This window comes from Fulvivirga marina (assembly GCF_016775155.1).
Taxonomy (GTDB): Bacteria; Bacteroidota; Bacteroidia; order Cytophagales; family Cyclobacteriaceae; genus Fulvivirga; species Fulvivirga marina.
Genome location: NZ_JAEUGD010000058.1, coordinates 12,943 through 36,664 on the forward strand (window position 1 = coordinate 12,943; position 23,722 = coordinate 36,664).

The window sequence follows — 23,722 nt, forward strand, 5'->3', positions numbered from 1 at the left end:
TTACCGAACACCGAATACCAAAGCCTACTCATCTCTTAAAGCATTTACAGGGTTTGACACAGCAGCCTGATACGATTGATAGCCAATGGTAACAAAGGTGATTACACCTGAGATTACAATCGCCAGAGCAAAGAACCACACCTGCATATCGATCTGGTATACAAAATCGGCCAACCAGATATTCATAGCATACCAAGCAGCAGGTGTTGCTAGCAAAAAGGCCATCAGTACCAGAAGCATGAAGTCTTTTGAGAACAACATTATGATACTGCCCACACCTGCTCCCAGAACTTTTCTCACCCCTACTTCTTTGGTCCTCTGATTGACGATGAAAGAGATCAGCCCTAACAGTCCCAAACAGGAGATGAATATCGATACCGATGAAAAAATCTTAAAAAGCGTGAAAGTACGTTGCTCTTCTACATAAAAGTCTCTTACATCATCATCCAGAAAATCATATTCAAAGATATTGTCAGGAAACATACTCGTGTGTACATCCTCCACATGGCTGATGGCTTCTTTCATGTTTGTGGAGGCTATTTTGATACCTGCATTGTAGTAAAACATGGGCAGGTGCATCATAACAGCAGGCATAATCTCCTCATGAAACGACCCCAGATGGTAGTCTTCCACAATACCCACTATAGGAGCAGAGATATCATTTACGCCTGTTGATATCCGGACGCCAATGGCCTCCTGCGGATCGTTGAAACCGAGTTTCCTTACTGCCGTTTCATTCAGGATGTATGAAATGTCTGCATTACGGTTTTCAAGCACATCACGAAACCTTTCCTCTTCCCCAGGTAGAAACCACCGCCCATATTTTAGCTTTATCCCATATGTTTCCAAATAATGATAGTCCACAGGCTTAATCTGTACTCTATACTCCTGGTCTCTCCCCTTACTGGTCTGATAATAATGTGTGCTAAAAACATTATTGGATATAGGAGGTCCCAGAGCAAAAGATACATTTTCAATATATGCATTAGACATCAACCTGCTTCGTAATGCCTCCAGGGTATTCGGGTCGTTCTTTTCTACATTTATGGTGATGATGGCATCTTTATCAAAACCCAGAGGCTTAGAGGTAAAGTAATCCATCTGACTGGATATAATGATGGTAGAAATGATCAGAACCTGAGAAATGAAGAACTGAACCGTGATAAGTCCTTTTCTAAGAAAAAGAGACGTCTTACTTTGTGAATGGATGTTATTTTTCAGCGCTTTTACCGGGTTGTAGCCAGAAAGTATCAATGCAGGATAAAGCCCTGATAGCAAAGCAACCACCACCACTACTACTACTACAAAAGCGATAACCTCCGGAGTATCAAACAGATTCATGGTCAGCTCCTTTTCGAAAAACTGATTAAACAGAATGATCATACGTTCAGCTATACCCACTGCCAGCAGTCCTGATAGCAATGTAACAATAAAAGTATCCGCAAGATACTGCCTGATAAGCTGAGGGCGTCCTGCGCCCAATGCCTTTCTCACCCCTACTTCTTTTGACTTCCTAACCGCCAAAGCCGTTGATAAATTGATGAAGTTCACACATGCGATAAGCAATATAAACAAGCCAATAGTACCTAACGCCCAGAGTGATGTGGGGTTGATGGAAGACGGGCTTCCGGCTTCCTGGTTAAAATGAATATCTAACAATGGCTGTAGCAGAAAACGCCTGGAGTGATTCTCCCTGCTCTCGTAATTTTTGTCAACCACCTTTTCAAACTGAGCATGCGCCTGCTCAACAGTAGCCGTAGGCTTCAGCTTCACATATGCATATCCCTCCGCTGTCATTTCCCACGAGGTAAGATCAAACATATCAAACCCCATATAGTCGGAAGTGAATGTCGGGTATGACACCATCATGTCAAACCTCAGGTGCGAGGTGGGTGGTGTATCTTCGATCAGTCCGGCTACCTCTACCTCTATTTTGTTGCGCAACCTGATCTTTTTACCAATAGGCTGCTCATCATCAAAAAACTTCTCTGCCAGAGATTTGGTGAGAAATGCTTTATTGGGTTCTCCCAAGTCTTTTTTAGGGTTACCGGATATAACCTTAAAACTAAAAACATCAAAAAAGTTAGAGTCCGCAAAGATCACATGATCAACCACAAATTTCTTATGATCGATCACAGCAAGAGGAACATCATCGCTATGATAAAGCGTAGATGCTTCAAACTCCGTAAAATCACTTTTCAGCGCACCAATCATAGGGTAGGGCACTCCCCTGTCTATCTCTTTATCGGTAACACTTCCTGACTCCTTGATAACCCGGTAGACACGGTCTGCATGCTCATGAAATTTGTCAAAACTCAGTTCTTGGTTGATATAAACAAAAATGATCAGGCTCGCAGTAATCCCTATCGTTAGTCCAATGATGTTGATCAGTGAATACCATTTATTCTTTTGTAGATTCCTGATAGTAATACGTAAGTAATTTTGCAACATAGTTTATTCCTCCGTTCTGATGTTTACCGAGACAATGCCAAAATCAATGCCATAGCTCAAATTATTCATTTTTGAGCAAATTAAGGCTACACCAAAAAATAAATGTATCAAAAACGATACACCTATACGTTTGTTTATGATACAGTTTTGTTATGTTTGGTCATAAAACATTATCGCTTTCACTATGAGCTTAAGGGGTACGGTCAGGATATTTAATTCTAAGAAAATGTTAAAAACTTACCCAGAACCATTACCCTGACCTTAAACGTAATAAAATGAAAACACCAGCCAATATACTGATTGTAGATGACGATCGTGATGTGCTTGAAACCGCCAGGATGTTTCTTAAGCAAGAGTTCTCATCGGTAGACATTGAAGAAGACCCTTCTAAAATACCGGGTTACTTTGAAATCAAAGACTATGATGTGATCCTGCTCGACATGAATTTCAAAAAAGGAATGAACGACGGCGAAGAGGGTTTTTACTGGCTGGGTGAGATACTGAAAATTGACCCGCAGGCTATAGTTATACTGATCACTGCTTATGGCGAAGTAGATGTAGCCGTAAAGGCTATGAAGCAGGGCGCTACAGACTTTGTACTAAAGCCGTGGAAAAATCAAAAGCTTTTAGGAACCATCCTCTCAGCGCTCCAACTTAGAAAGTCTAAGAAAGAAGTAATCCGGCTCAAGGAAACCCAAAATACCCTTAACCGGGATAAACCTCACAATTTCAATGATTTTATAGGGGAATCGCCCGCCATACAACGGGTCAAGGACCTGATCACAAAAGTAGCCAAAACGGATGCCGATATACTGGTACTGGGTGAGAATGGTACAGGGAAAGAACTCGTGGCTCGTGCTATTCACAACTTTTCTCTGCGAAGTAATGAGATATTTATCAGCGTCGACTTAGGTGCCGTGAGCGAAACACTTTTTGAGAGCGAGCTTTTCGGACATGTAAAAGGTGCTTTCACAGATGCCCGGCAAGACAAACCAGGTCGGTTTGAGTTAGCCAACGAGGGAACGATATTTCTGGATGAAATCGGCAACCTTTCTATGCCCCTACAGGCCAAGTTGCTTACTGTATTGCAAAGCCGAAAAATACGAAGGGTAGGTGCCACTCGAGAGGTAGATGTAGACTTCAGGCTGGTGTGTGCTACCAATATGCCGCTCAGTGAGATGGTTTACGAACAGAAATTCAGACAGGATTTGCTATACCGGATCAACACGGTAGAGATCCGAATACCATCATTGCGTGAGCGCATTGAAGACATTCCTTTGCTTGTAGATCATTTTCTGAGCATTTACTCCCGAAAATACCATAAACCAGGATTATCCATCAACAAGCATACGGTTGAAAAACTTAAAAATTACCATTGGCCGGGTAACATCAGAGAACTACAGCATGCGGTGGAACGCGCTGTCATTTTAAGTGAAGGGGACACGATCAATTCAGTAGAGTCATTCATTAGCCCTACTACCTCCATACACCGTGTACCATCTCAGGCAAAAACGTTAGATGAAATGGAACGAGATTTCATTTTACAGTCACTTGAAGAAAATAATGGCAATGTAACACAGACAGCAAAAAACCTTGGTATAACACGAACTGCGCTGTATCGACGCATGAACAAACATGGAATCTAAAAATTTAATTTGATATAAAAAGAAAGTGGCACGCCGCATTCTCTTCACAGCCTAGCGTTACCTTTCTTTTTGTATTCATATCGGCTCATATGCATCTTCTAACCCATCAAAACATCCTAAATATCGACAACTCACCTACCATGTAAGTTTCCTTATATATTTCAATTGTATTCCCACCACTTCTCCGGTACATTTAGGCCAACCTAAAAACCAAAACCAATTTTATTATGAAAAATCGTAAATCTATTATGGCATGGATAGTATTTCTATGCCTCTTCAACTATTCTGCGTGGTCGCAAGAGGTCAGCAAACAAGATTATTTTTATGCCACGGTTACCACCGAGGATGCTCGGGATCTGCAAAAGCAATACCCTAATGAAGTAATCATTTATGAAAGCGTCGACGGCGTAAGTGCAGTAAAAATGACTGTAAACGCTGCTGACCATTTACACCATAATGTACTAACTCACGGACCTGGGTATGTTTACATGTCCTCACTCGACAAAGCGGTGCAGTCTATTAAAAAAGCACAAGCCAACAAGTCTTCCAAACAGGCTAAACAACTCGCAGTTAATTACACCATAGACCAGGACACTTATGTTAACCAAAGCCTAAACCTGGTAGATAATCTGGAAATCGAAAACACCATTCAGACGTTGGTAGGCTATGGTACGCGATACCATACATACAGTTCAGCCACACAGTCGGTGGTGGACATCAAAGCCAAGTGGGACAACATGGCTGCCGGAAGAAGTGACATCTCCACAAGGCTGGTTTATCACTCTTCTACTAACATGCCCTCGGCAGTGCTCACCATTCAGGGTACTACCTACCCGGATGAGTATGTTATCATTGGTGGGCATATTGACTCCACCAACCCTTCAAACAACTCCAATGCTCCGGGTGCTGATGATGATGCATCTGGTATAGCTACCATCACTGAAGCCGCCCGCGTATTGATCGAGATGGACTTCCGCCCTCAAAGGACCATTGAGATCATGGCCTATGCTGCTGAAGAGGTAGGCCTGAGAGGTTCAGGAGAGATAGCACAAGATTACAGCATCAATAATGTAAATGTGATCGGGTATGCTCAATTTGATATGACCAACTACAAAGGGTCTACTTACGATGTGTACCTGATCAATGACCAGTATACTACTCCTGTACTCAACAATTTCATGATGCAGTTAATGGACCATTACAATGCATCGGGTACACATCAGTTGAGCTACTCTACCACACAATGTAACTATGGCTGCTCTGACCACGCCAGTTGGGAGGCTGAGGGCTACAATGCCACTTTCCCTTTTGAGGCCAGTTTTAGTGGAAGTAACCCATACATCCATACTTCTTCAGACACCTATAACCAGGCCCCACTTGCAAATTCGGTACATGCTGCCAAATTTGCTAAACTAGCTCTGGAGTTTTTAATAGAAACAGCAAAAGCTGATGGTGGCACAACGCCTACCTGTAATGTACCTTCAGGGTTGTCTTCTTCAAACATCACTACATCTTCAGCCACTGTATCGTGGAGTTCTGCTTCCGGAGCTGCCAGCTATGATATCCGATATCGTATAGCCGGAGGTTCATGGGTATCTACCACCAGCAGCAGCACCTCAAAATCATTGAGCGGCCTGACGGTTGATACTAATTATGAATTTCAGGTAAAATCCATATGCTCAGGACAGGAGTCTGCCTATTCCAGCAGCGCCACTTTCCGCACCTTGAGCAACAATCCGGTAAGCTACTGTGCATCTTCTGGTAATGATGTAAGCTATGAGTGGATAGAAAATGTAACTGTAGGTAGCCTTAATAATACCAGTTCATCTGATGGCGGATACGCTGACAATACCGGTCAATCGGTTTCTCTTACTGCCGGAAACACCTATAGTGTGAGCCTTACACCTGGCTTCATGTACTCCAGTTACAGCGAAGTATGGAGAATATGGATTGATTACAACCATGATGGGGACTTTACCGACCCAGGCGAGCAGGTATACAGCGGTACCAGTTCATCTACCTCATCAGGGTCATTCACTGTACCTTCGGGAGCTTCATCCGTGACCACACGTATGAGAGTAAGCATGCGTTACAATAATGCTCCTTCAAGTTGTGGAAGTTTTGACTATGGCGAAGTGGAGGATTATACCGTGACTATCAATGGCTCCTTGCTTGCCGCAAAAGGTGGAGAAAAAACTGTAAGAGAAGCTGCCGGCATGAAGATTTTCCCGAACCCGGCCAATACAGAAACCATTGCGCTAACCATTGAAGATGGATTTCAAGACGAGGGAGTGGTTAGAATAATGACCATCGACGGTAAAACTCTTGAAACCAAAACCATAATGGAACCCCGTGTAGAAGTCGATATCAGCAGGCTGCCTGCAGGGCATACCTACATACTGGTTTTTGAGTCAGGAGATGTTAAAAAAACTCAAAGTTTTATAAAACAGCAGTAATACTGAATGTGCAGACAGAATCAACTTTATTTTAGGGGAAAGTAAGGTTCTGCTAAGCACAACAAATGAAAGTCACCTCGGTTGGGGTGGCTTTTGTTTGTATTAACTTACTATCTCACTCTAACTAGCCCTATGTCACCATTCGACATTCTAACTACTGAATTCAATTGTAAATTCAGGGAATCCGGAATGCTGCTGATCAACCTGGCAATGTATTCTCGCGGAACACTTTTATCTATATGAAAATTCATACCAGCAAACGGCTGGTCTATGCACATATCATATGTTTGCGTAGCCAATAGTGGTAAGTCCATAAACTTTATTATGACATCATTAGCTCGAATAAAGGCTGAATCAGGGTATATAGATGCCAAACTATCGTAAAAGTAACTTTTACCAACCTTCGATGGCCCTACAAACACACTCGTTCCACAACTGTTTGGAAGTGCATCTTCAAATGCATAAGCATCATCATTCACCTCTAAATCTATCCTCAAAGAAGAGTGGATGTAGCGGTGATCATAAATACAATCTGGCAAATCGGCTTTGATATATTCAACAACTGCAGTATCCAAACTTAACAAAAGTCGATCGCCCCTCAATTCAAATGAATTTGTATAAAACAAGTCATTAAATGGGAATATATATAATGAGTCGACATCAACTCTCGGCAAAACATAATAGTAATACCCTTCCAATTCATAATAATTAGTTAGTGATGAGGTATCATTAATGTCAATAGTATTGAAAAAACCATTGTCAGAATTCAAATGCCATGCCCTGTCAAGCTTTCATTTTGAGCACAGCTAAATTGCAATAGCGTTATAATTGACAAAAGTATAATAGTGCACAACCTCATTGTTCAGCAAAGAATTTATGCCAGCTCCAGATCTTTCTTAGACTTTCTATACAAATACGAATTAAAAATATTCCTCTTGGCAAAACGATAAGGGTTATCGCAATTGACCATTTTGGAAACTACATTTTTATTGACTCCAAAGTACTCATAAGTAGTACCATCAAGAAACGAAATTTCGAGCAGCAACCCTTTATGCTTAAAGTCGGCTATACCGGTTGTGCTCGTGGTGATACGATAATCTTCCTGGTTCACTTCCCTGGTTTCCGGTGCTATACTCACTAAGAAGTGATAACCATCGATAATCTTCAGACTCTTTTCTTCAGCAATTGCCTTCTCTGCTTCATCCTGAAATTTATCCGGGTGCCACTCTTTCACCAGATTTCTATAAGTGGTCTTTAATTGCTTAAGGTCTGTATTTGCATCAGCATTAAACAGCTTCCTGTACTCATTTATGCGCTTCATTGCCGTATGGTAAAATTAAGCCACAAAGCTACTGGTAAAATAATCTGAAATAGTGCATCTAAGTATTCTTTATTTTCCGCATTAGCTTCATATACTCACCATCCCGCCTTTACATTCCCGTTTCAAAGCCATCAATGCTGACCCTATTCTTCTCTTTCCAATAATTTCGTATTCGCTCTTCCCCTTGCTTCTCTGCCCATGACTTTAACTGAGTCCTCTCTTCTTTAAAATCCATAAAGGGAACTGCGGTACCGCAAGAGGTTTGTACCAGATCGACCTCCATTTCAATGACCTGACGTGCTCCGGCTATTTTAGGAAAAAGGTCTATATGCTGCTGGTATGCTTCGTCACTCTGGTGATAGATTTTTGCAGTGCCATACAACCTTAGGATCAATGGTTTACCCTCAAAGGCACAGAACATAATGGTCATCCTGCTGTTCTTAATCAAATGAGCAGCGGTTTCGTTACCACTTCCGGTAAGGTTGAGCCAGAGGACCTTATTCTGCCCCAATACCCTAAAAGTATCCATCCCTTTTGGAGAGACATTTACCCTGCCCTCCTCAGCTGCGGTACCTACAAAAAAGATTTTCTGATTGATAATAAACTCTTGTAATTCGGGGGTTATGCTTTCAAGTTGTTTACCCATGATATCTTGGTTTTAGTTAATTGTAACGAGGCTGGTTTGAAAATAGTTGAGGGATATCGAAGGTTAAAGATCTAGCGAGTAATTAGTGAGGGATGAGTTTGATTTGAGAGATGTATGGCCTCACAAAGCGCTGGACAGTAAACTAGCTATGGACAAAATACTCTCTTCTACACGGAGAGGGAGTTTTGGCTCTGCTATTTTTTCAATCTCTTTTAATGTGATTTATTAATCATTCATCCCAACAAACAAGTACAAACCGCAACTAAACCCGTCATCCCTGAATTTTCTTCACAAAACAGCATTTCACTGCTGCATTTGATAAAAATATCAGGGATCCCCTTGAGCCGAAGCACATAGCTAGTATTTCGTCTTCTACTTCTCAGCGAATGTCTCTCGAAGAGGACTCCACGTCACTCGTCACTTGACGTAATGACCTATCTGTTCTCCGAAATCAATTCACCGCCAAAGTCTAACCGATCCGGTTCTATAATTTCTGACAACTGCTTTTGATGTTTTCTGATTACCCTTCGACCTCCCCTAAAGTTGAATAATGAACTCCTGGAATCATATTGACCTTCATAGTATTCGCTCTGAGTGGTAAAGTACCCTACATAGTCATTGGTTAATCCCAGTATCCAGGCATTGTCATAGCCGTTTCGTTTACTCAATGCCTTTAACCAAAAGCCCAGCGTAGTCGAGGCTTCCCCCGGCCATGTAAACATTAGTATGTCTCCTATTCTGGCAATTGAAATTCGAGTATATTGATTCATTAGCCCGGGCATAGGAACCCGTAAAGGCGGAATCCATTTTTTCTTAGCCAGCGTTTTGCGGTTGGCATATTTAAGGGAATAGCCGGGTATGCCCAGCCAGATTTTTTTGCTGGTACTGCTCAGGGTCGGAGCCACAGGGCTCAGGTTTTCCAACGCTGGCATCGCCTGACGGGCAAATTCTTCACCGATCCAATGCATTTTTTTATATCCCCGTCTGATTACTCCAACATCTCCCAGGGCACCCTGAAATAATGCAACTGTTGGAGGGCGTGCATCAGTAGTGTTTTTTGATGCAATCAGTTTTTCCATATTTCTTTCTATAGCTCCTATCACATCGGCGCTATATTTTAAGTTTTCAGGTCCCAAAGAGCCTCCATGAATGGCAAAATTGACCATTCCTCCAAGCCATTGGCCCTGGCTATTTTGCAACATTAACAGTTGGACCTCCCGGTCTACATAGTCTTTCCTTCCTTCTCGCCATTTATTCTTTTGCAGGCCCTGAACACTAAAACCAGTCTGATACAACTTTACAGGTTCTTTTTGATCAATTGCCTTTAATACGCTTTCGTATACTTTATTCACAATATGATCGTAATTCTCCCGCTGAAAAATGTCAGTGGCCACAAACTCCAAAAGTAGTTTACGGCTTACTGTACCCGGGCCAGAATGCGTGTGCGTGCCCGAAATAAACAACTGATCGCGCTCAAAGCCGAGAGGTTTAAGTCGTTTACAAAGGCTATTGACAAACCGGTAACTTACCCCGATCATATCCAGACTGATAAAAAGGAGTTGGTGTTTTTCATTTTGAAGAAAGATCACTTTACTTCGAATGGGGTCGAGCAGACCAATGGAAGGTTTGAACATAAAACTATGTGGAATATCTCCGCTCCAGTCTTTTTTTTCTAAACGCCTGCTCTCTGAACCATACCCGGCTAATGGAATACCTATTTCAGGCTCCATATCAATACTTACGGCACTCCCCATCAGGTCATGCTCCTGAGCCTGACAATGCTGTATGCCTGCCAGATAAAAAATGAAGCATAAGAACCACGTGGATTTGTCTAACCTATCCATACTTACCTCATAAAACAGCAAGTGGCAGCCAAAAATTCTGATTAGGAACCTTAAAAATCAGAAATATTCTTACCACATGAGCTAAGCGCACTACCCTACAACCACCTCTTCTGAAGGAGGGCTTAACGTATGTATCTGATAGTGAATAAGTAAGCTCAAAAGACCTCTTTAATTGGGTGTTCGGAGATTTTAATTTGTGGAGGGTACAACCTCACCCTGCTTTGGGTATCGGGATTGCTCTTGACCAATGGAGGGGTTCCTTGTAATGAAATCAATTGAAAAACAACCTCAGTCAATTGAAAATGCCAGAACATACATTAGGCATTATTAGCTTAAAGTGCTTCTTATAATTTGCCAGCATTATTTAACGAAACCAATATTATTATGAAAAAATCTATTCAAGTAAAATTATTAGCTGCGTTAATGGTTGCAATGTCACTGTTCAGCTGTGAGGATACTCAGATTGTGGAACCTTTCGCACCCTCAGGCACCAAAGTTGAACTTCCTAAACCAATGACAATTAAAAGAGGGGATACCAATAGAAGCTTTACAGACGATGGGTATATTGAAGACTTTAAATGTAGCTGGTTTGAAACTTATGAGGTGAGTAAACCCTGGCTCAATCAAGTGTTGTACCTTGATGTTGATGCTCCTACCGTGCCGTATTATTTCAGCAACGCCAAAGTATATAGAAAATATGGAAAGTATTATTCCGCTCTAATACAACCAGGAGGCTTTGTGGCCATGAATTTTGAATATAAAAAGATTTGTGACCGGGTAAACCTTACAATTGGCACTTGGAATGAAGTCTTCGAACCAGATCATATCTATCCAAAATCCGGATACGACCTATACATCTATCAGTCAGGAGACTGGAAGTTATTCAAGAGTGTTACATGTACAAACCCACAGACAACGGGTTTTGATATTCCTCTGGTGTTGTCAGGTATTGCTGTCGCTGTTGTTGCACACCCTGACAATATTGAACCCTTGGATCTTTCAGGTCTTTATTTATCAGTGGCAGGTAATTGATCCATTTCAAATAGAGTCTAAAAGCCTATATCATATTTAGGCTTTTAGACTCCCCACTGGCTCGGAAGTTTCTTCCGTGATACATAGGAAAGGTAAAGGACACCAGCCTCCCCGCTTGTGCCAGAGAGGGAGTGTGCCTCATCTGGTTAGATAACTAAAACCTGTCCTACAGACACCTCCCTTCCTTTCAGCAGAGTTTCTCGAAGAGGACCCTGCGTCACTCTAGCAACATTTGCACAAGCAATAAGCAACTCTACGGAGTTACTACATTTAAATCCAGAGAAAACTGGTATCTGTTAAACGAATCAGGGTTGTATTGGACTTTATGTAGCTTACATTTTTCATTTCTTTTAAAATAAGCAGAATAAAAGAAATATACTGATCAAAATGCAATACTCGATATTCCAGGGCCAAGTATCATAAAGGACTCAGCAATTTTATCCTCGGTCTTTTTATTTAAATCCGTATCTTTGAAGTGCGAAACTTGTCATAATTATTAACTCAATGGTGCTATTTGTATCTACTTGGCTAAAACAGAAAATCTTGGATAGGCATACGGGTGAAAGTCCCGAAGACCAATCAAAGCACCGCTTTGACGAGTTTCGCAGTGACCTATCCTATTTTTATTCACCTATTAATCCATTTCATTATGCGAAACTCGAATGGTCCGAAAGCCTTTATCAAAAGCAATTATGCAGAACCTATTGATGGCTCTGAAATTCTCAACACCCTAATCCCTGCCGAGCAGGAATTTATTAGCTGCATTAAACTTCTTGGGGTTGACGAATTGATCTTTTCATTAAAAATGATTCACAATTTGGCCTTGTATCATACCGAACTAGTTATTGATCAGGAGGAAAAGAATGCTCTTTTTAATTTAAAGATTCTTTGGGAGGAGTTGCAAAAGCTTTGATTTTTATGGGGCTGTTCTTGGGGATGGCCCTTTGTTTAATTTGCTAAAGGGTCCAATGGATGCTTACGCCAGAGAGGGGGAATACCCTTCTATTTTTACATCACTCCAAAATAATAGCGCCCGACCCAAAAAAAACCGTCATTCCTGAATTTTCGAGTACGAGCGTGTTTTATGCAGGTATGTAATGAAAATATCAGGAATCTCCCCGACTCGGGGGATATGGCTCGACTTTTACTGACATTAACCATTCGAATAAGGCATTCCCTGTCAGGACTCTGCAATTTAATCCTCGGTCTTTTTATTTAAATCCGTATCTTTGAAACGCGAAACACATTATTATTTTATCATGACGCCAAAGATCAAAAATCGGCTCAAACCAAAGATACTGGATAGGCATACGGGTGAAAGTCCCGCAGACCGTTCAAGGCGTTGCTTTGATGTGTTTCGCAGTGACCTATCCTATTTTATTCACTTATTAACCCATTTACATTATGCGAAACACAAATGGTCCGACCACCCGTCTCAAAGGCAATTATGCAGAGCCTATTGATGGCTCTGAAATTCTCAACACCCTAACCCCTGCCGAGCACGAATTTATTAGCTGCATTAAACTTCTTGGGGTTGACGAATTGATCTTTTCCTTAAAAATGATTCACAATTTAGCCTTGTATCATACCGAACTAGTTATTGATCAGGAGGAAAAGAATGCTCTTTTTAATCTAAAGGTTCTTTGGGAGGAGTTGCAAAAGCTTTAATTTTTATGGGGCTGTTCTTTGGGGATGGCCCTTTTGCTTATCTGTATAGGACACAAGCAGTTTTCTAGAAAAACGCTTGTTTTGATATACACTTTATGGGTAAATGGTCAGGAGTATGATCCAAATAGAAATGTGAAAAATCGTTTGCTTTTAAGTATTCTTACAAAACGCTTTATTTTAAAACGAACATATGCACGCTTGCCAAATACTACAGCCTGAACTTTCCCAACATCTCCTTCTATTTTCCCAATACTGCTAATCCAATTGCAACAAATCTAAATCTAGCTTAACCTGATATCTCTGTCAATACCCAACCTTGGGTATTTTTTAGGAAATCTGCCTTGAAATAAGAATAGAGCAAGATAAAAAAGACAAAAAATGATGCCCGCCACAAGACCCCCCCTTGCTTTTGAAGCTAAACACCCTCTGTCCTACGGACATCTCCCTCAAGGGAGAAATTAGTGAGTAGATATCAGTCATGCAACAGGTCGGGTTTGGCTAGTGCTTTTAAGTTCGGGATTCCAGATATTTTCTCTGTTGCTCTACGAAAATTCCAGAATGACAGTGTTATATATTTTGTCGGCTCTATACTCATAAAGTACAAGCTAATTCAACACTGCCATGTATATCCTACCTTAATTCACCAAATTTCACAAGGTATACGACCTTAATACTGGTATTTTTTTACCAAAATTGATACGAAAATTATCAAAAATATGCATATGTCTGTAGTTTTACTTTTCTTTACATTAAAAACATAAATTCAAATCACTGCTTATCAACAATTTACAGCTCATCTTAACACTACTCACAAGGCCTACTCATCTGTTCTCATAACTTGTTTTGTAACTCAATTTTCAACATATGTCAACGATCAGGAAAAATGTACATCGAGAAATAACTCCACTAGCACCCCAGGACAGCTTTCTGGTATTCGAGAGGGTTAAGCAACATTTTGATTTCCCCATCCATTTTCATCCTGAATTTGAATTAAACTTCATTCATAATGGAAAGGGCTGCCGCAGAGTGGTTGGTGATAGTATGGAAGAGATCGATGATATTGAGCTGGTCATGGTCGGCCCCAATTTGGAACATGGCTGGGAAACCTATAAATGCCAAAGTGCAAGAATACACGAGGTTACCATCCAGTTCCACAATGATCTGTTTGATGACAGAATGCTCTCGAGGCAAATATTTAAGCCTATCAGGGACCTGTTTAATCGATCAAATCACGGTATACTGTTCTCTAACAAAATAGCCAAAGAGCTTATGCCAAGGATAGTTTCCCTATCCAAGATTGATAGTATCGATTACTTTTTGGAGCTTATTTCCATCCTTCAGGACCTGGCCAATTCCAGAAATCAAAGGTTACTCTCCACCTATAGTTCGCGTAACTCCAAGTTTGAGAACAGCAAACTGATTGAAAAGGTGTATACCTATATACAAGAAAATTTTGACAGAAAAATAACATTGACAGAAATATCCGACCTGGTAAATATGAGTCCGGTCTCATTCAACCGCTTTATAAAAAAGCGTACTGGTAAAACCTTTATTGAGTACACCAACGACACGCGTATAAGCTACGCTACCCGTTGGCTAATTGAAACAGATCTGAGTATTGGCGAGATTGGTTTTAAATGTGGGTTTAACAACATTGCTAATTTTAACCGCGTATTCAAAAAAGCCAAAAACTGCACTCCAAGTGAGTTTAGGGCTGAATTTCAAGGCATAAGAAGGGTCTTGTAATTTACTGTCAGGTTTTATCAAAAGCCTATTAAATTGTATCAATATTTGATGAATTAAGGCAAATAGGATAGTACGCAATGGCATAACTTTATTCACTTAAAAATTGTGATAATATGCGTTATAATATTCTATTCTTTTTAATGGTATCTCTCCTTGCATGCAAAGAGCAAGAAACACTAAATTTTTACAAAAATAATGGGGGGACCCCTTTTATAAGCAATGGACGGGTAGAGCCTCTTGCAGATAGTACTATTGTTTTAATCGGCTCAGGTTCTTCAGTGGAATTTATGGTTGAAGGTGATTCTTTGAATATACATTTAAGGTCAGGTGGGCCATCATACAACTATATCTTGCTGGAAGTTAACGACCAGTATCTGGGTCGATTTAAAATTGAACAGGGTAAAGAAATTATTCCGCTGAAGTTAGATAAAAAACAATCAAAAGTTGGGATTTATAAGGCTACAGAGGCTGCTAATGGCACCGTTATATTTCTTGGAGCTGAAGCACAAAAAATATCACCTCTCAAAAAAAACAGCGTAGCGTTAATAGAATTCATTGGCAACTCCATTACCTGCGGCATGGGTGCAGACACCACGGATGCTCCATGTGGATCAAAAGAGTGGTTTGATCAGCACAATGCATATTTGGCATATGGCCCGCGCGTAGCCAGGGCGCTGAACACCTCATTTAAGTTAAGTTCTGTTTCAGGCATCGGCATGTACAGAAACTGGAATGATGAAAATATTGATGAACCCATCATGCCACAGGTCTATGAGAACTTATACCTAAACACCGACAGCTCCAAAAAAGCGGACTTCTCTATGCACCCTGACATTGTAAGTATATGCCTGGGCACCAACGACCTGTCAGTTGGCGATGGTGTAAAACCCCGGCTGCCTTTCAATCAGGAAAAGTTTGTTGATAATTACACCAAATTTGTAAAGAATATCTTTAGTCATTACCCCAATACCAAAGTAGCTTTATTAACCAGTCCTATGGTTTCTGGCACAAAAGGCGACACATTGATTGCCTGCCTGAAAAAAGTCAAAGAAAACATAGGTACCGAGACTGTATCAATTTTTGAATTTGATGAAGTGCCACCGACAGGGTGCTCTTGGCACCCTTCCATATCAGAACATAAGCAAATGGCGGAACAACTTGAACCCTTTTTTAGAGATATACTCAATAATGAATAATGAAGTTATTTTGAGTTTCGGGGCATGAGATTCTTTTAATGAAAATTGTATTTTCAATGCCCTCCCTCTCTAAAAAAGCAATATGAAATATTTAAGAGATGAATAAGATTATATATTACACCTTAATTCTATTATTCGTGGCAACCGGCACTTCTTTTTCTAACGTAAGCCTGCCCTCTGTTTTTGCAGACCACATGGTGCTGCAACAAAATGCCGAAGTGAAACTTTGGGGATGGGGCAATCCTATGGAGGAAATTACAGTCACCACAAGCTGGGATTCCGTTGAAGTTAAAACAAAAGCGGACAGACATGCCAATTGGCAGGTATTACTCAAAACACCCCTAGCAGGAGGTCCTTATTCGATCACTATTAAGGGGTATAATCAGGTAACCCTTAACGATGTTTTAATTGGAGAAGTCTGGCTCTGCTCAGGCCAGTCCAATATGGAGTGGACTCCCTCAGCGGGGATAACAAATGGTGAAGAAGCCATCAAAAATGCTAACTTTCCTGAAATACGCTTTTTTAATGTCGTTAAAAACAGCGCTGACAGCCCTCAACTAGATCTCAAGGGTGAATGGCAAGTCTGCACACCTAATACGATGCAATATTCCAGTGCTGTTGCCTATTTTTTTGGAAAGAAACTTCACGAAAACTTAGATGTCCCGATCGGGCTGGTCAACTCCAGCTGGGGAGGAACCCCCGCAGAAACATGGATACCACAGAATGTGATCAATGCCGACCAAACACTAAAGAAAGCCTCTCAAAAATTAAAGGCAGAAACATGGTGTCCCAGCGAACCAGGCAGAACTTACAATGCGATGATCGCTCCTCTGGTTGGTTTTAAATTGGCTGGCATCATCTGGTATCAGGGCGAAACCAACACCGCCAACCCCGACACCTATCAGCATACATTCACTGCATTAATCCGGTCATGGAGGGATAATTGGACCCAACAACTTCCATTTTATTATGCTCAAATAGCGCCCTATGAATATGGCTCACCAGAGTCTGGTGTAAAAGTACGGGAGGCCCAAAGACGCACATTAGTAGTGCCTAATACCGGAATGGTCATGACCAGCGACATTTGTACCACAGATGATATCCACCCCAGAAATAAACTGGATGTTGGGTTAAGGTTTGCCAATATTGCCCTGAAAAATCATTACCATACTGTTCAGGGCATTGTAGAAGGGCCTTTGCTGGATTCTGTATCCTTTAAGGGGAAAAAGGCTTACGTGTATTTTAAACATGCAGAGGGACTTTACTTAAAAAATAAAGACCATCTTTTTGAAGTAGCCGGGGTGGATAAGGTCTTCTATGCCGCCAAAGGTACTTTAAAGAAAAGTATGTTCATCGTTACTTCTGATAGGGTAAGCGAGCCAAAATATGTCCGGTATGCATGGGGCAACACGAGTATATCCAATATATTCAATAAAGCCAACCTGCCAGCTTCCAGTTTTACCACAGAAACGTCCGAATGAGTATCCAGGATTTGAAGGACTAGTTCTTTAAAACAATGAAGTAACAAAAATCATCCTTACTATGGAATTTCAGAAAAACACTACCATAGATCAAAAAGTAGATTCACTTCTAGCCATGATGACCCTTGAGGAGAAGGTTGGACAAATGAATCAATACAATGGTTTTTGGGATGTAACAGGCCCATCCCAAAGGGAAGATATGGCCTGGAAATATGAGCACCTAAGAAAAGGCTGGGTGGGATCCATGTTATCAGTACGGGGCGCAAAAGAAGTTCGTGCTGTTCAGAAAATTGCCGTCGAGGAAACCCGGTTGGGCATCCCGCTTATTATTGGATTTGATGTAATCCATGGCTACAAAACCTTAAGCCCAATCCCACTGGCTGAAGCCGCAAGCTGGGATTTGGAGGCTATTAAAAAGTCTGCATCTGTGGCAGCCGCAGAGGCATCTGCTTCCGGTATCAACTGGACATTCGGACCTATGGTTGACATTTCCAGGGATGCACGCTGGGGGCGGGTGATGGAAGGCGCCGGGGAAGATCCGTTTTTGGGCTGCAAAGTAGCCGTAGCACGAGTGAAGGGATTTCAGGGAGAAGATCTGTCAGCCGTAAACACTATTGCAGCCTGCGCCAAGCATTTTGCTGCTTATGGTTTTGTAGAAGCTGGCAAAGAATATAACACAGCCGACATAGGCCCCTCTACCTTACACAACGTGGTTTTACCTCCCTTTAAAGCTGCCGTGAATGCGGGTGTGCGAACCTTGATGAATTCCTTCAATGAACTTAATGGCATTCCTCTTACCGGCCACTCCTCCTTGCAGAGAGATATCCTGAAAGGCGAATGGGGCTTTAACGGATTTGTGGTGTCTGATTGGGCATCCATTGCTGAAATGATCCCCTGGGGCCATGCAAAAGACAAAAGAGAAGCAGCAAAAATAGCAGCAACCGCCGGCTCTGATATGGACATGGAGGGATATATATACGTTGAGGAACTGGCACAGCTGGTTAGGGATGGAGTTGTAGAAGAAGCCTTAATTGACGATGCGGTAAGAAGAATCTTATACTTAAAATTTGAATTAGGCCTTTTTGATGATCCCTACAAATACTGTAATGAAGCCCGAGAAAAAGAAACTATCGGCTGTGAAGAGCACAGGCAAGCGGTGCTGGATATGGCCAAAAAGTCCATTGTGCTTCTGAAGAATGAAGGGCATTTACTCCCACTAAAAAAAGATGGCCAAAAAATAGCTTTAATCGGCCCTTTGGTCGCTGATAAAAACAGCCCTTTGGGAAGTTGGAGAATTGCATCAGAGGACCATACAGCCGTTTCTATATTGGAAGGGATGCAGGAATATGCCGGCAATTCCCTTATTTACAAAAAAGGAGTAGACCTTACAGTAGGAGAAACTGCATTTACCCAGGAAACAACCATCAATAAGACAGACCGATCAGGTTTCGATGAAGCCATAGAAGCAGCCCGACAGGTCGATGTAGTCGTTATGGTCTTGGGTGAGCATGGCTTTCAAACCGGTGAGGGAAGAAGCAGAACAGATCTTCAATTACCCGGGCTCCAGCAAGTGCTGTTAGAAGCAGTTTCTAAAGTGAATCCGAACATAGTTTTGGTATTAAACAACGGTAGGCCATTGGCCATTACATGGGCAGATAAACATATCCCTGCTATTGTAGAAGCCTGGCAGTTGGGTACGGAATCAGGGCGGGCCATTGCTCAGGTATTATATGGTGATTATAACCCCAGCGGAAAGCTGCCCATGACTTTTCCCAGGAACGTAGGTCAGGTACCCATCTATTATAACAGGAAAAATACAGGCAGGCCTTTCCCCAACATCGATGACCCGCAAAACGTATTTTGGACACATTACAGCGATGTAGACAACACCCCCTTATACCCTTTTGGGTATGGGTTGAGCTATACGCAATTCTCACACAAAAATTTACGGCTGGATAAAGATACAGCCGAGGTAGGTGATAGTATCGAAGTAAGTGTAGATGTAACCAATACCGGTGACAGGGAAGGAAAGGAAGTAGTCCAACTTTATATTCGGGACCTTGTGGGCAGTGTAACACGCCCCATTAAAGAGCTTAAAGGTTTTGAATTGGTTGAATTAAAAGTCGGCGAAACGAAAACAATCCGGTTTACCCTGGATCATTCTACACTTGGTTTTTACAATAACGATGGCCGTTATATAGTTGAGCCAGGAGATTTTAAAGTATTTGTCGGGGGTGATTCGAATGCTTCACTCACGGCTGATTTTAGTTTACATTAAAATACAATTTGATGAGATTATCAGGTTTTAAAGCATTAGTGACGTTTATTTTTATTTTGGGAATGTCTTCTGCATTTGCTCAGGAGATGGACAGGATAAAGGTTGTTAACAACAACTTTGTAAAGGCAGATGGCCAGCTCATAGTTTTCAGGGGTTATAGTACCAGTGATCCCGACAAGCTGGAAAGCCAGGGGTATTGGAATAAGGCATATTTCGAAGAAATAAAGAAATGGGGAGCCAACATCGTGCGGTTTCCAATCCACCCTCCTGCATGGAGCAAACGAGGCAAAGAAAATTATCTCAAGTTACTGGATCAAGGGATCAAATGGGCTGGAGATCTGGGTATGTACGTGATCATTGACTGGCACAGCATAGGTAACCTAAGAACAGCAATGTACCAGTCTGATATTTACGACACGAACCTCAAGCAGACTTATGATTTTTGGCGAACCATTGGTGTCAGGTATGGAAAGAATCCTGTAGTAGCTTTTTATGAGCTTTATAATGAACCTACGACCTATGATAATACCCTGGGAACGGCCACATGGGAACAATGGAAGGTCTTGAATGAGGAAATGATTACTATTGTACGGGCTAACGGAGGAGAAGGCATACCTCTTGTCGCCGGGTTTAACTGGGCCTATGACCTGACTCCTGTAAAAGATAATCCAATTGAGGCAGAAGGTATTGGTTATGTTTGTCACCCGTACCCTCAAAAAAGAGAAGCTCCCTGGGAGGATAAGTGGACTGCCGACTGGGGTTTTGTAAAAGAAAAATACCCTGTAATATTAACGGAAATAGGATTCTGCGGCCCTGAGGACCCCGGCGCCCACAGACCAGTAATCAGCGATGAAACCTACGGTGAAGCCATCACCAACTATTGCGACCAAAGGAATATATCTTATGTTGTTTGGGTATTCGACCAACAATGGGCTCCGAGACTTTATACTGACGATAACTACACACCTTCCCGACACGGGAAGTTTTTCAAGAAGAAGTTAAATAGTTATTAGATTAACAATTTAACCCTCCAAAGGTTTGAAACCCTTGGAGGGTTGGTTGGTAGTAAAAATTAATCCAGCCTGATCATCAGCACATCGTGCACACCAATAGTGGCGTTAAGCTTGTGACCAGTAAGGATTTTGCTTTTTAAACCGACATATCCAGTTTAGCAACTCATTGAGTATTTCAATATTCAACCAAGTCATTTTTAATCGACCATAAGACAAGCCCAACCCTGCTTTTGATATTAAATCTTTCAAAAAGTGCCATCCGATAACCGTCAATTGTTTTAGGACTAAGACACATTTGATCCGCAATCTGATTGTAGGTCATCTCTGAACAGGCCAGCCTGAGGAACTCTCTTTCTCTTTCATTAATATCATAAAATGAATCCTTAGTATCTTCATTTTGCAATGAGTGAATCAATTTTCCTGTAACAAAATCTGTATAATAATAGCCCTTATTATAAATTGAAGATAGAGCCTCTTTAAATTCCCCCGGCTCAGCATCTTTACATAAATAGCCCTTAACACCAAGTTTCAACATTTTGACAATGGTTTCTTCTTTTTCGATCATGCTCAAAACCAGAATACGGATGCCAGGAAAATGTTGGGAAAGCCATTCAACGGTCTCAAACCCATTCATTTCAGGCATGTTTACATCCATCAATATAATATCAGGTGTACTCTGTGAATTGAGTTTATCCTGAAGATCCAGTCCATTATCGGCTTCAAACTCAACAATATACTTATCTGAAATGGATTCAATCAAACTGCGAAGTCCACCCCGGAATAGTTTATGATCGTCTACCAGGGCTAGTTTAATAGTTGGATTCATTGGAAATTGGTACGTTAATTATAATTTCAGTTCCTGTATGAGCCGTGCTGTTTACTTTAAGCGTTGCATGTATCAATTTTGCCCGGGTTTTAAGATTCAGGAGCCCGGAACCTCCATGATTGACTGCTTTATCAACATTAAAGCCCACACCGTTGTCTTTAAAGATCAATGTAAGAAAATCATCCGACACTTCGGCCCAAACAGATATACTGGTTGCATTACTATGTTTAAGAGCGTTATTCAGAATTTCCTGTGACATACGAAAAAGTATAATTGTTTTATGGGGATTAGGCTCAATATTTTTTACATCACAGTCAAAGGTCACTTCATGTAGTCCAAGCTTTTTGATGCGTTCAACCTCGCCTTTCAACCCCTTAAACAAACCGGTACTAACTACCCTGTCACTATTCAATGAAATACTAAGTTCTTTAATATCTGCTATCAGTTTTCTTATTAGGTTTCTTGTTTCACCCAACTTTTCTTCCGCTTTTTCTCTTGCATCTAGGTCAATTATATTCAAATTAATCTTTATCAGACTCGCTATCTGGCCTAGGTTATCGTGTAACTCGTAACCAATATGTCTCAATGTTTCTTCACGAATTTCAAGCTGTGCTTCAAGCAGGTTCTTTGAGAATTGCTCTTTGATCTGCTGCTTTTCTATTTTATGCTGCTGGCGCTTTCTTACGAATACAAGTGTAAATGCAACAATAAAAGTACATAGAAGAAAAAGTAACAATGATCCAGCTGTAATGGCTATAACTATATCTGATATAGGATATTCTTTCATAGTGATATGGATTTTTCCCACCCTCTATAATCACTGTAAAAGCCTATAAAAAAAACTATATACATGATGGTATTGAATATGTCATGTATAATCCACAGATTCTTAAGAAGACTATCACTAGTAGCCATGATGTAGTGCCACAAACCAAAGATCAGGATCGTACATGAGGTATAAAGAAACAATCCCAACAGGAATAGTAGATATGATCTCCTGGTATGGAGCAGGCGATTGTCATCTTCATAAATATCAAGTACGCTAAGCAATATCCAGGAGGTATAAACAAGGTTATTAAGGCAAAGCCATTCAGTCAGAAACTTTGTTTTAACTCCCCAATAGCTAATAGAGAAAACTCCGAACAGCAGGCAAAGTACACCTAATATTTTAAAGATTTTCTGTCTTCTAGAGCTATAACCATCATTAAAAAAGAAGTACAATATCACAAATTCTGCTCCTACATTAATATTATAAAAGACATTTAAGATGGAGACCCTACCCAAAAATGCTCTTGCCAACTGAGGAATACAGGCTATTAAAACCAAAAGCAACATCAGCCTGGACTTGTTTGAAAGCCTGGTGTAAAAGAAGCATCCTGCTACAGCTGGTAACAAAATGCTCCAAATAGATATTTTATTTATGATGTCTTGGATGCATGAATATATTATTCTTGAATGACAAAGACCAAACTTTTTTCTTCCTCCAATGCATTTAATGTTTCTTTAAGAACCTTAGGCGGATATTCTGTTGCCGGATAGTCTACGTTCAGAGAGCGGTATATAGTTTCATTACCATTAGTTTCTTCCTTAGTACAACCAGCAGCCACAACAGTGAATGATCCCTTCTTAAAATTCGGAAATTCTATATGTTCGTTCAGATGCGCTCCTAAAACAATCATTAGATGAGTAGCTCCTTTAGCGAAAAAATCTTCAATGTCTTCTTTTTTAAATATAAAAGCATTGAAGTTCTCCTTGTCCTTCATAAGCTTGTTATACATCGCTTCTGTCCTTTTCAGAGGTTCAGGCTCCGTCCCTGCATACTTTCGGTTAATATGCTTGTTCATCAAAAAATAGGTGCCTATAATTTCATTAGCTTCTTTTCTGTTGATAAGATGGCTATCAATTTTCATTGCGGTGTTATTGTCTTTTATGTTCATGATTAAAGTGTTTGGTTTAACATATTGTCAAGTTAAGGGACAAATTAACTTTTAACCAGTAGCCATAGCAGAAACAGGATAATTATAACTATTATCAGGTTTTTCCCTGCTTCACTTTCAGGCATTCTCCTCTGGAAGGCAACTAGCCATCAAACTACCTTTATATTACCCTCTACGAAGG

General features: G+C 40.9%; 19 protein-coding genes. 10 read left to right on the plus strand and 9 right to left on the minus strand.

All coding sequences use genetic code 11. The features are described from left to right. Nucleotides 1-24: 24 nt before the first annotated feature. The gene (locus JMN32_RS16460) at nucleotides 25-2,451 is read right to left on the minus strand and encodes an ABC transporter permease (RefSeq protein WP_202857455.1); all 2,427 of its coding nucleotides are present in this window, start codon (nucleotides 2,449-2,451) and stop codon (nucleotides 25-27) included. A 275-nt stretch (nucleotides 2,452-2,726) separates the two neighbouring features. Here JMN32_RS16460 and JMN32_RS16465 point away from each other — a divergent pair, with 275 nt between their 5' ends. Beyond that, on the plus strand, nucleotides 2,727-4,097 hold the full coding sequence (locus tag JMN32_RS16465) for a sigma-54-dependent transcriptional regulator (protein ID WP_202857456.1): 1,371 nt from the start codon (nucleotides 2,727-2,729) through the stop codon (nucleotides 4,095-4,097). 227 nt (nucleotides 4,098-4,324) lie between these two features. Next, nucleotides 4,325-6,553: a M20/M25/M40 family metallo-hydrolase gene (locus JMN32_RS16470; RefSeq protein WP_202857457.1), complete on the plus strand. Its 2,229-nt coding sequence runs from the start codon at nucleotides 4,325-4,327 to the stop codon at nucleotides 6,551-6,553. Nucleotides 6,554-6,663: 110 nt separating this feature from the next. Here the strand turns inward: JMN32_RS16470 and JMN32_RS16475 are convergent, their stop codons facing one another. From JMN32_RS16475 to JMN32_RS16490, 4 genes are all read right to left on the minus strand, one after another. Beyond that, nucleotides 6,664-7,323, minus strand: a complete 660-nt coding sequence (locus JMN32_RS16475) for a hypothetical protein (protein ID WP_202857458.1) — start codon at nucleotides 7,321-7,323, stop codon at nucleotides 6,664-6,666. Between the two features lie 104 nt (nucleotides 7,324-7,427). Beyond that, entirely contained in the window at nucleotides 7,428-7,874 is a 447-nt protein-coding gene (locus tag JMN32_RS16480) for a KTSC domain-containing protein (protein ID WP_202857459.1), read from the minus strand. A 109-nt stretch (nucleotides 7,875-7,983) separates the two neighbouring features. After that, complete coding sequence (locus JMN32_RS16485) at nucleotides 7,984-8,520, minus strand: pyridoxamine 5'-phosphate oxidase family protein (protein ID WP_202857460.1); 537 nt, start codon at nucleotides 8,518-8,520, stop codon at nucleotides 7,984-7,986. Between the two features lie 434 nt (nucleotides 8,521-8,954). Then, nucleotides 8,955-10,364, minus strand: coding sequence for a neutral/alkaline non-lysosomal ceramidase N-terminal domain-containing protein (locus JMN32_RS16490; RefSeq protein ID WP_202857461.1), 1,410 nt, complete (start codon nucleotides 10,362-10,364; stop codon nucleotides 8,955-8,957). A 384-nt stretch (nucleotides 10,365-10,748) separates the two neighbouring features. On the opposite strand from JMN32_RS16490, the gene JMN32_RS16495 reads away from it, so the two are divergent. The 8 genes from JMN32_RS16495 (at nucleotide 10,749) to JMN32_RS16530 (ending at nucleotide 20,778) form a co-directional block, all read left to right on the plus strand. After that, entirely contained in the window at nucleotides 10,749-11,396 is a 648-nt protein-coding gene (locus tag JMN32_RS16495; protein ID WP_202857462.1) for a hypothetical protein, read from the plus strand. Nucleotides 11,397-12,045: 649 nt separating this feature from the next. Continuing rightward, nucleotides 12,046-12,309, plus strand: a complete 264-nt coding sequence (locus JMN32_RS16500) for a hypothetical protein (protein WP_202857463.1) — start codon at nucleotides 12,046-12,048, stop codon at nucleotides 12,307-12,309. Between the two features lie 491 nt (nucleotides 12,310-12,800). Next, nucleotides 12,801-13,064 (plus strand): hypothetical protein, encoded by a 264-nt coding sequence (locus tag JMN32_RS16505; protein WP_202857464.1) that lies wholly within the window; start codon nucleotides 12,801-12,803, stop codon nucleotides 13,062-13,064. An 864-nt stretch (nucleotides 13,065-13,928) separates the two neighbouring features. Next, entirely contained in the window at nucleotides 13,929-14,810 is an 882-nt protein-coding gene (locus tag JMN32_RS16510) for a helix-turn-helix domain-containing protein (RefSeq protein WP_202857465.1), read from the plus strand. Nucleotides 14,811-14,923: 113 nt separating this feature from the next. After that, complete coding sequence (locus JMN32_RS16515) at nucleotides 14,924-16,006, plus strand: SGNH/GDSL hydrolase family protein (RefSeq protein WP_202857466.1); 1,083 nt, start codon at nucleotides 14,924-14,926, stop codon at nucleotides 16,004-16,006. 98 nt (nucleotides 16,007-16,104) lie between these two features. After that, nucleotides 16,105-17,487: a sialate O-acetylesterase gene (locus tag JMN32_RS16520; RefSeq protein WP_202857467.1), complete on the plus strand. Its 1,383-nt coding sequence runs from the start codon at nucleotides 16,105-16,107 to the stop codon at nucleotides 17,485-17,487. Nucleotides 17,488-17,548: 61 nt separating this feature from the next. Beyond that, a complete protein-coding gene (gene bglX / locus JMN32_RS16525; protein ID WP_202857468.1) occupies nucleotides 17,549-19,765 on the plus strand; it encodes a beta-glucosidase BglX in 2,217 nt (738 codons plus the stop codon). A gap of 11 nt (nucleotides 19,766-19,776) precedes the next feature. Further along, nucleotides 19,777-20,778 (plus strand): glycoside hydrolase family 5 protein, encoded by a 1,002-nt coding sequence (locus tag JMN32_RS16530; RefSeq protein ID WP_202857469.1) that lies wholly within the window; start codon nucleotides 19,777-19,779, stop codon nucleotides 20,776-20,778. A gap of 175 nt (nucleotides 20,779-20,953) precedes the next feature. Here JMN32_RS16530 and JMN32_RS16535 read toward each other — a convergent pair whose 3' ends face one another. The 4 genes from JMN32_RS16535 to JMN32_RS16550 all read right to left on the minus strand — a co-directional run bounded on the left by JMN32_RS16535 (nucleotide 20,954) and on the right by JMN32_RS16550 (nucleotide 23,541). Continuing rightward, entirely contained in the window at nucleotides 20,954-21,604 is a 651-nt protein-coding gene (locus JMN32_RS16535; protein ID WP_202857470.1) for a response regulator transcription factor, read from the minus strand. Beyond that, nucleotides 21,588-22,391, minus strand: coding sequence for a sensor histidine kinase (locus JMN32_RS16540; protein WP_202857471.1), 804 nt, complete (start codon nucleotides 22,389-22,391; stop codon nucleotides 21,588-21,590). Before JMN32_RS16540 ends, JMN32_RS16535 begins: the two co-directional genes overlap by 17 nt. Next, entirely contained in the window at nucleotides 22,388-22,939 is a 552-nt protein-coding gene (locus JMN32_RS16545) for a hypothetical protein (RefSeq protein ID WP_202857472.1), read from the minus strand. Before JMN32_RS16545 ends, JMN32_RS16540 begins: the two co-directional genes overlap by 4 nt. A gap of 110 nt (nucleotides 22,940-23,049) precedes the next feature. Continuing rightward, complete coding sequence (locus JMN32_RS16550; RefSeq protein WP_202857473.1) at nucleotides 23,050-23,541, minus strand: hypothetical protein; 492 nt, start codon at nucleotides 23,539-23,541, stop codon at nucleotides 23,050-23,052. Between the last annotated feature and the right edge of the window lie 181 nt (nucleotides 23,542-23,722).

Coding starts and splice junctions, on each gene's coding strand:
- JMN32_RS16510 (WP_202857465.1), top strand. CDS start 13,929: ATGTCAACGATCAGGAAAAATGTACATCGAGAAATAACTCCACTAGCA.
- JMN32_RS16480 (WP_202857459.1), bottom strand. CDS start 7,874: ATGAAGCGCATAAATGAGTACAGGAAGCTGTTTAATGCTGATGCAAAT.
- JMN32_RS16540 (WP_202857471.1), bottom strand. CDS start 22,391: ATGAAAGAATATCCTATATCAGATATAGTTATAGCCATTACAGCTGGA.
- JMN32_RS16520 (WP_202857467.1), top strand. CDS start 16,105: ATGAATAAGATTATATATTACACCTTAATTCTATTATTCGTGGCAACC.
- JMN32_RS16490 (WP_202857461.1), bottom strand. CDS start 10,364: ATGGATAGGTTAGACAAATCCACGTGGTTCTTATGCTTCATTTTTTAT.
- JMN32_RS16460 (WP_202857455.1), bottom strand. CDS start 2,451: ATGTTGCAAAATTACTTACGTATTACTATCAGGAATCTACAAAAGAAT.
- JMN32_RS16530 (WP_202857469.1), top strand. CDS start 19,777: ATGAGATTATCAGGTTTTAAAGCATTAGTGACGTTTATTTTTATTTTG.
- JMN32_RS16535 (WP_202857470.1), bottom strand. CDS start 21,604: ATGAATCCAACTATTAAACTAGCCCTGGTAGACGATCATAAACTATTC.
- JMN32_RS16485 (WP_202857460.1), bottom strand. CDS start 8,520: ATGGGTAAACAACTTGAAAGCATAACCCCCGAATTACAAGAGTTTATT.
- JMN32_RS16465 (WP_202857456.1), top strand. CDS start 2,727: ATGAAAACACCAGCCAATATACTGATTGTAGATGACGATCGTGATGTG.
- JMN32_RS16550 (WP_202857473.1), bottom strand. CDS start 23,541: ATGAACATAAAAGACAATAACACCGCAATGAAAATTGATAGCCATCTT.
- JMN32_RS16515 (WP_202857466.1), top strand. CDS start 14,924: ATGCGTTATAATATTCTATTCTTTTTAATGGTATCTCTCCTTGCATGC.
- bglX (WP_202857468.1), top strand. CDS start 17,549: ATGGAATTTCAGAAAAACACTACCATAGATCAAAAAGTAGATTCACTT.
- JMN32_RS16500 (WP_202857463.1), top strand. CDS start 12,046: ATGCGAAACTCGAATGGTCCGAAAGCCTTTATCAAAAGCAATTATGCA.
- JMN32_RS16470 (WP_202857457.1), top strand. CDS start 4,325: ATGAAAAATCGTAAATCTATTATGGCATGGATAGTATTTCTATGCCTC.
- JMN32_RS16495 (WP_202857462.1), top strand. CDS start 10,749: ATGAAAAAATCTATTCAAGTAAAATTATTAGCTGCGTTAATGGTTGCA.
- JMN32_RS16545 (WP_202857472.1), bottom strand. CDS start 22,939: ATGTTGCTTTTGGTTTTAATAGCCTGTATTCCTCAGTTGGCAAGAGCA.
- JMN32_RS16505 (WP_202857464.1), top strand. CDS start 12,801: ATGCGAAACACAAATGGTCCGACCACCCGTCTCAAAGGCAATTATGCA.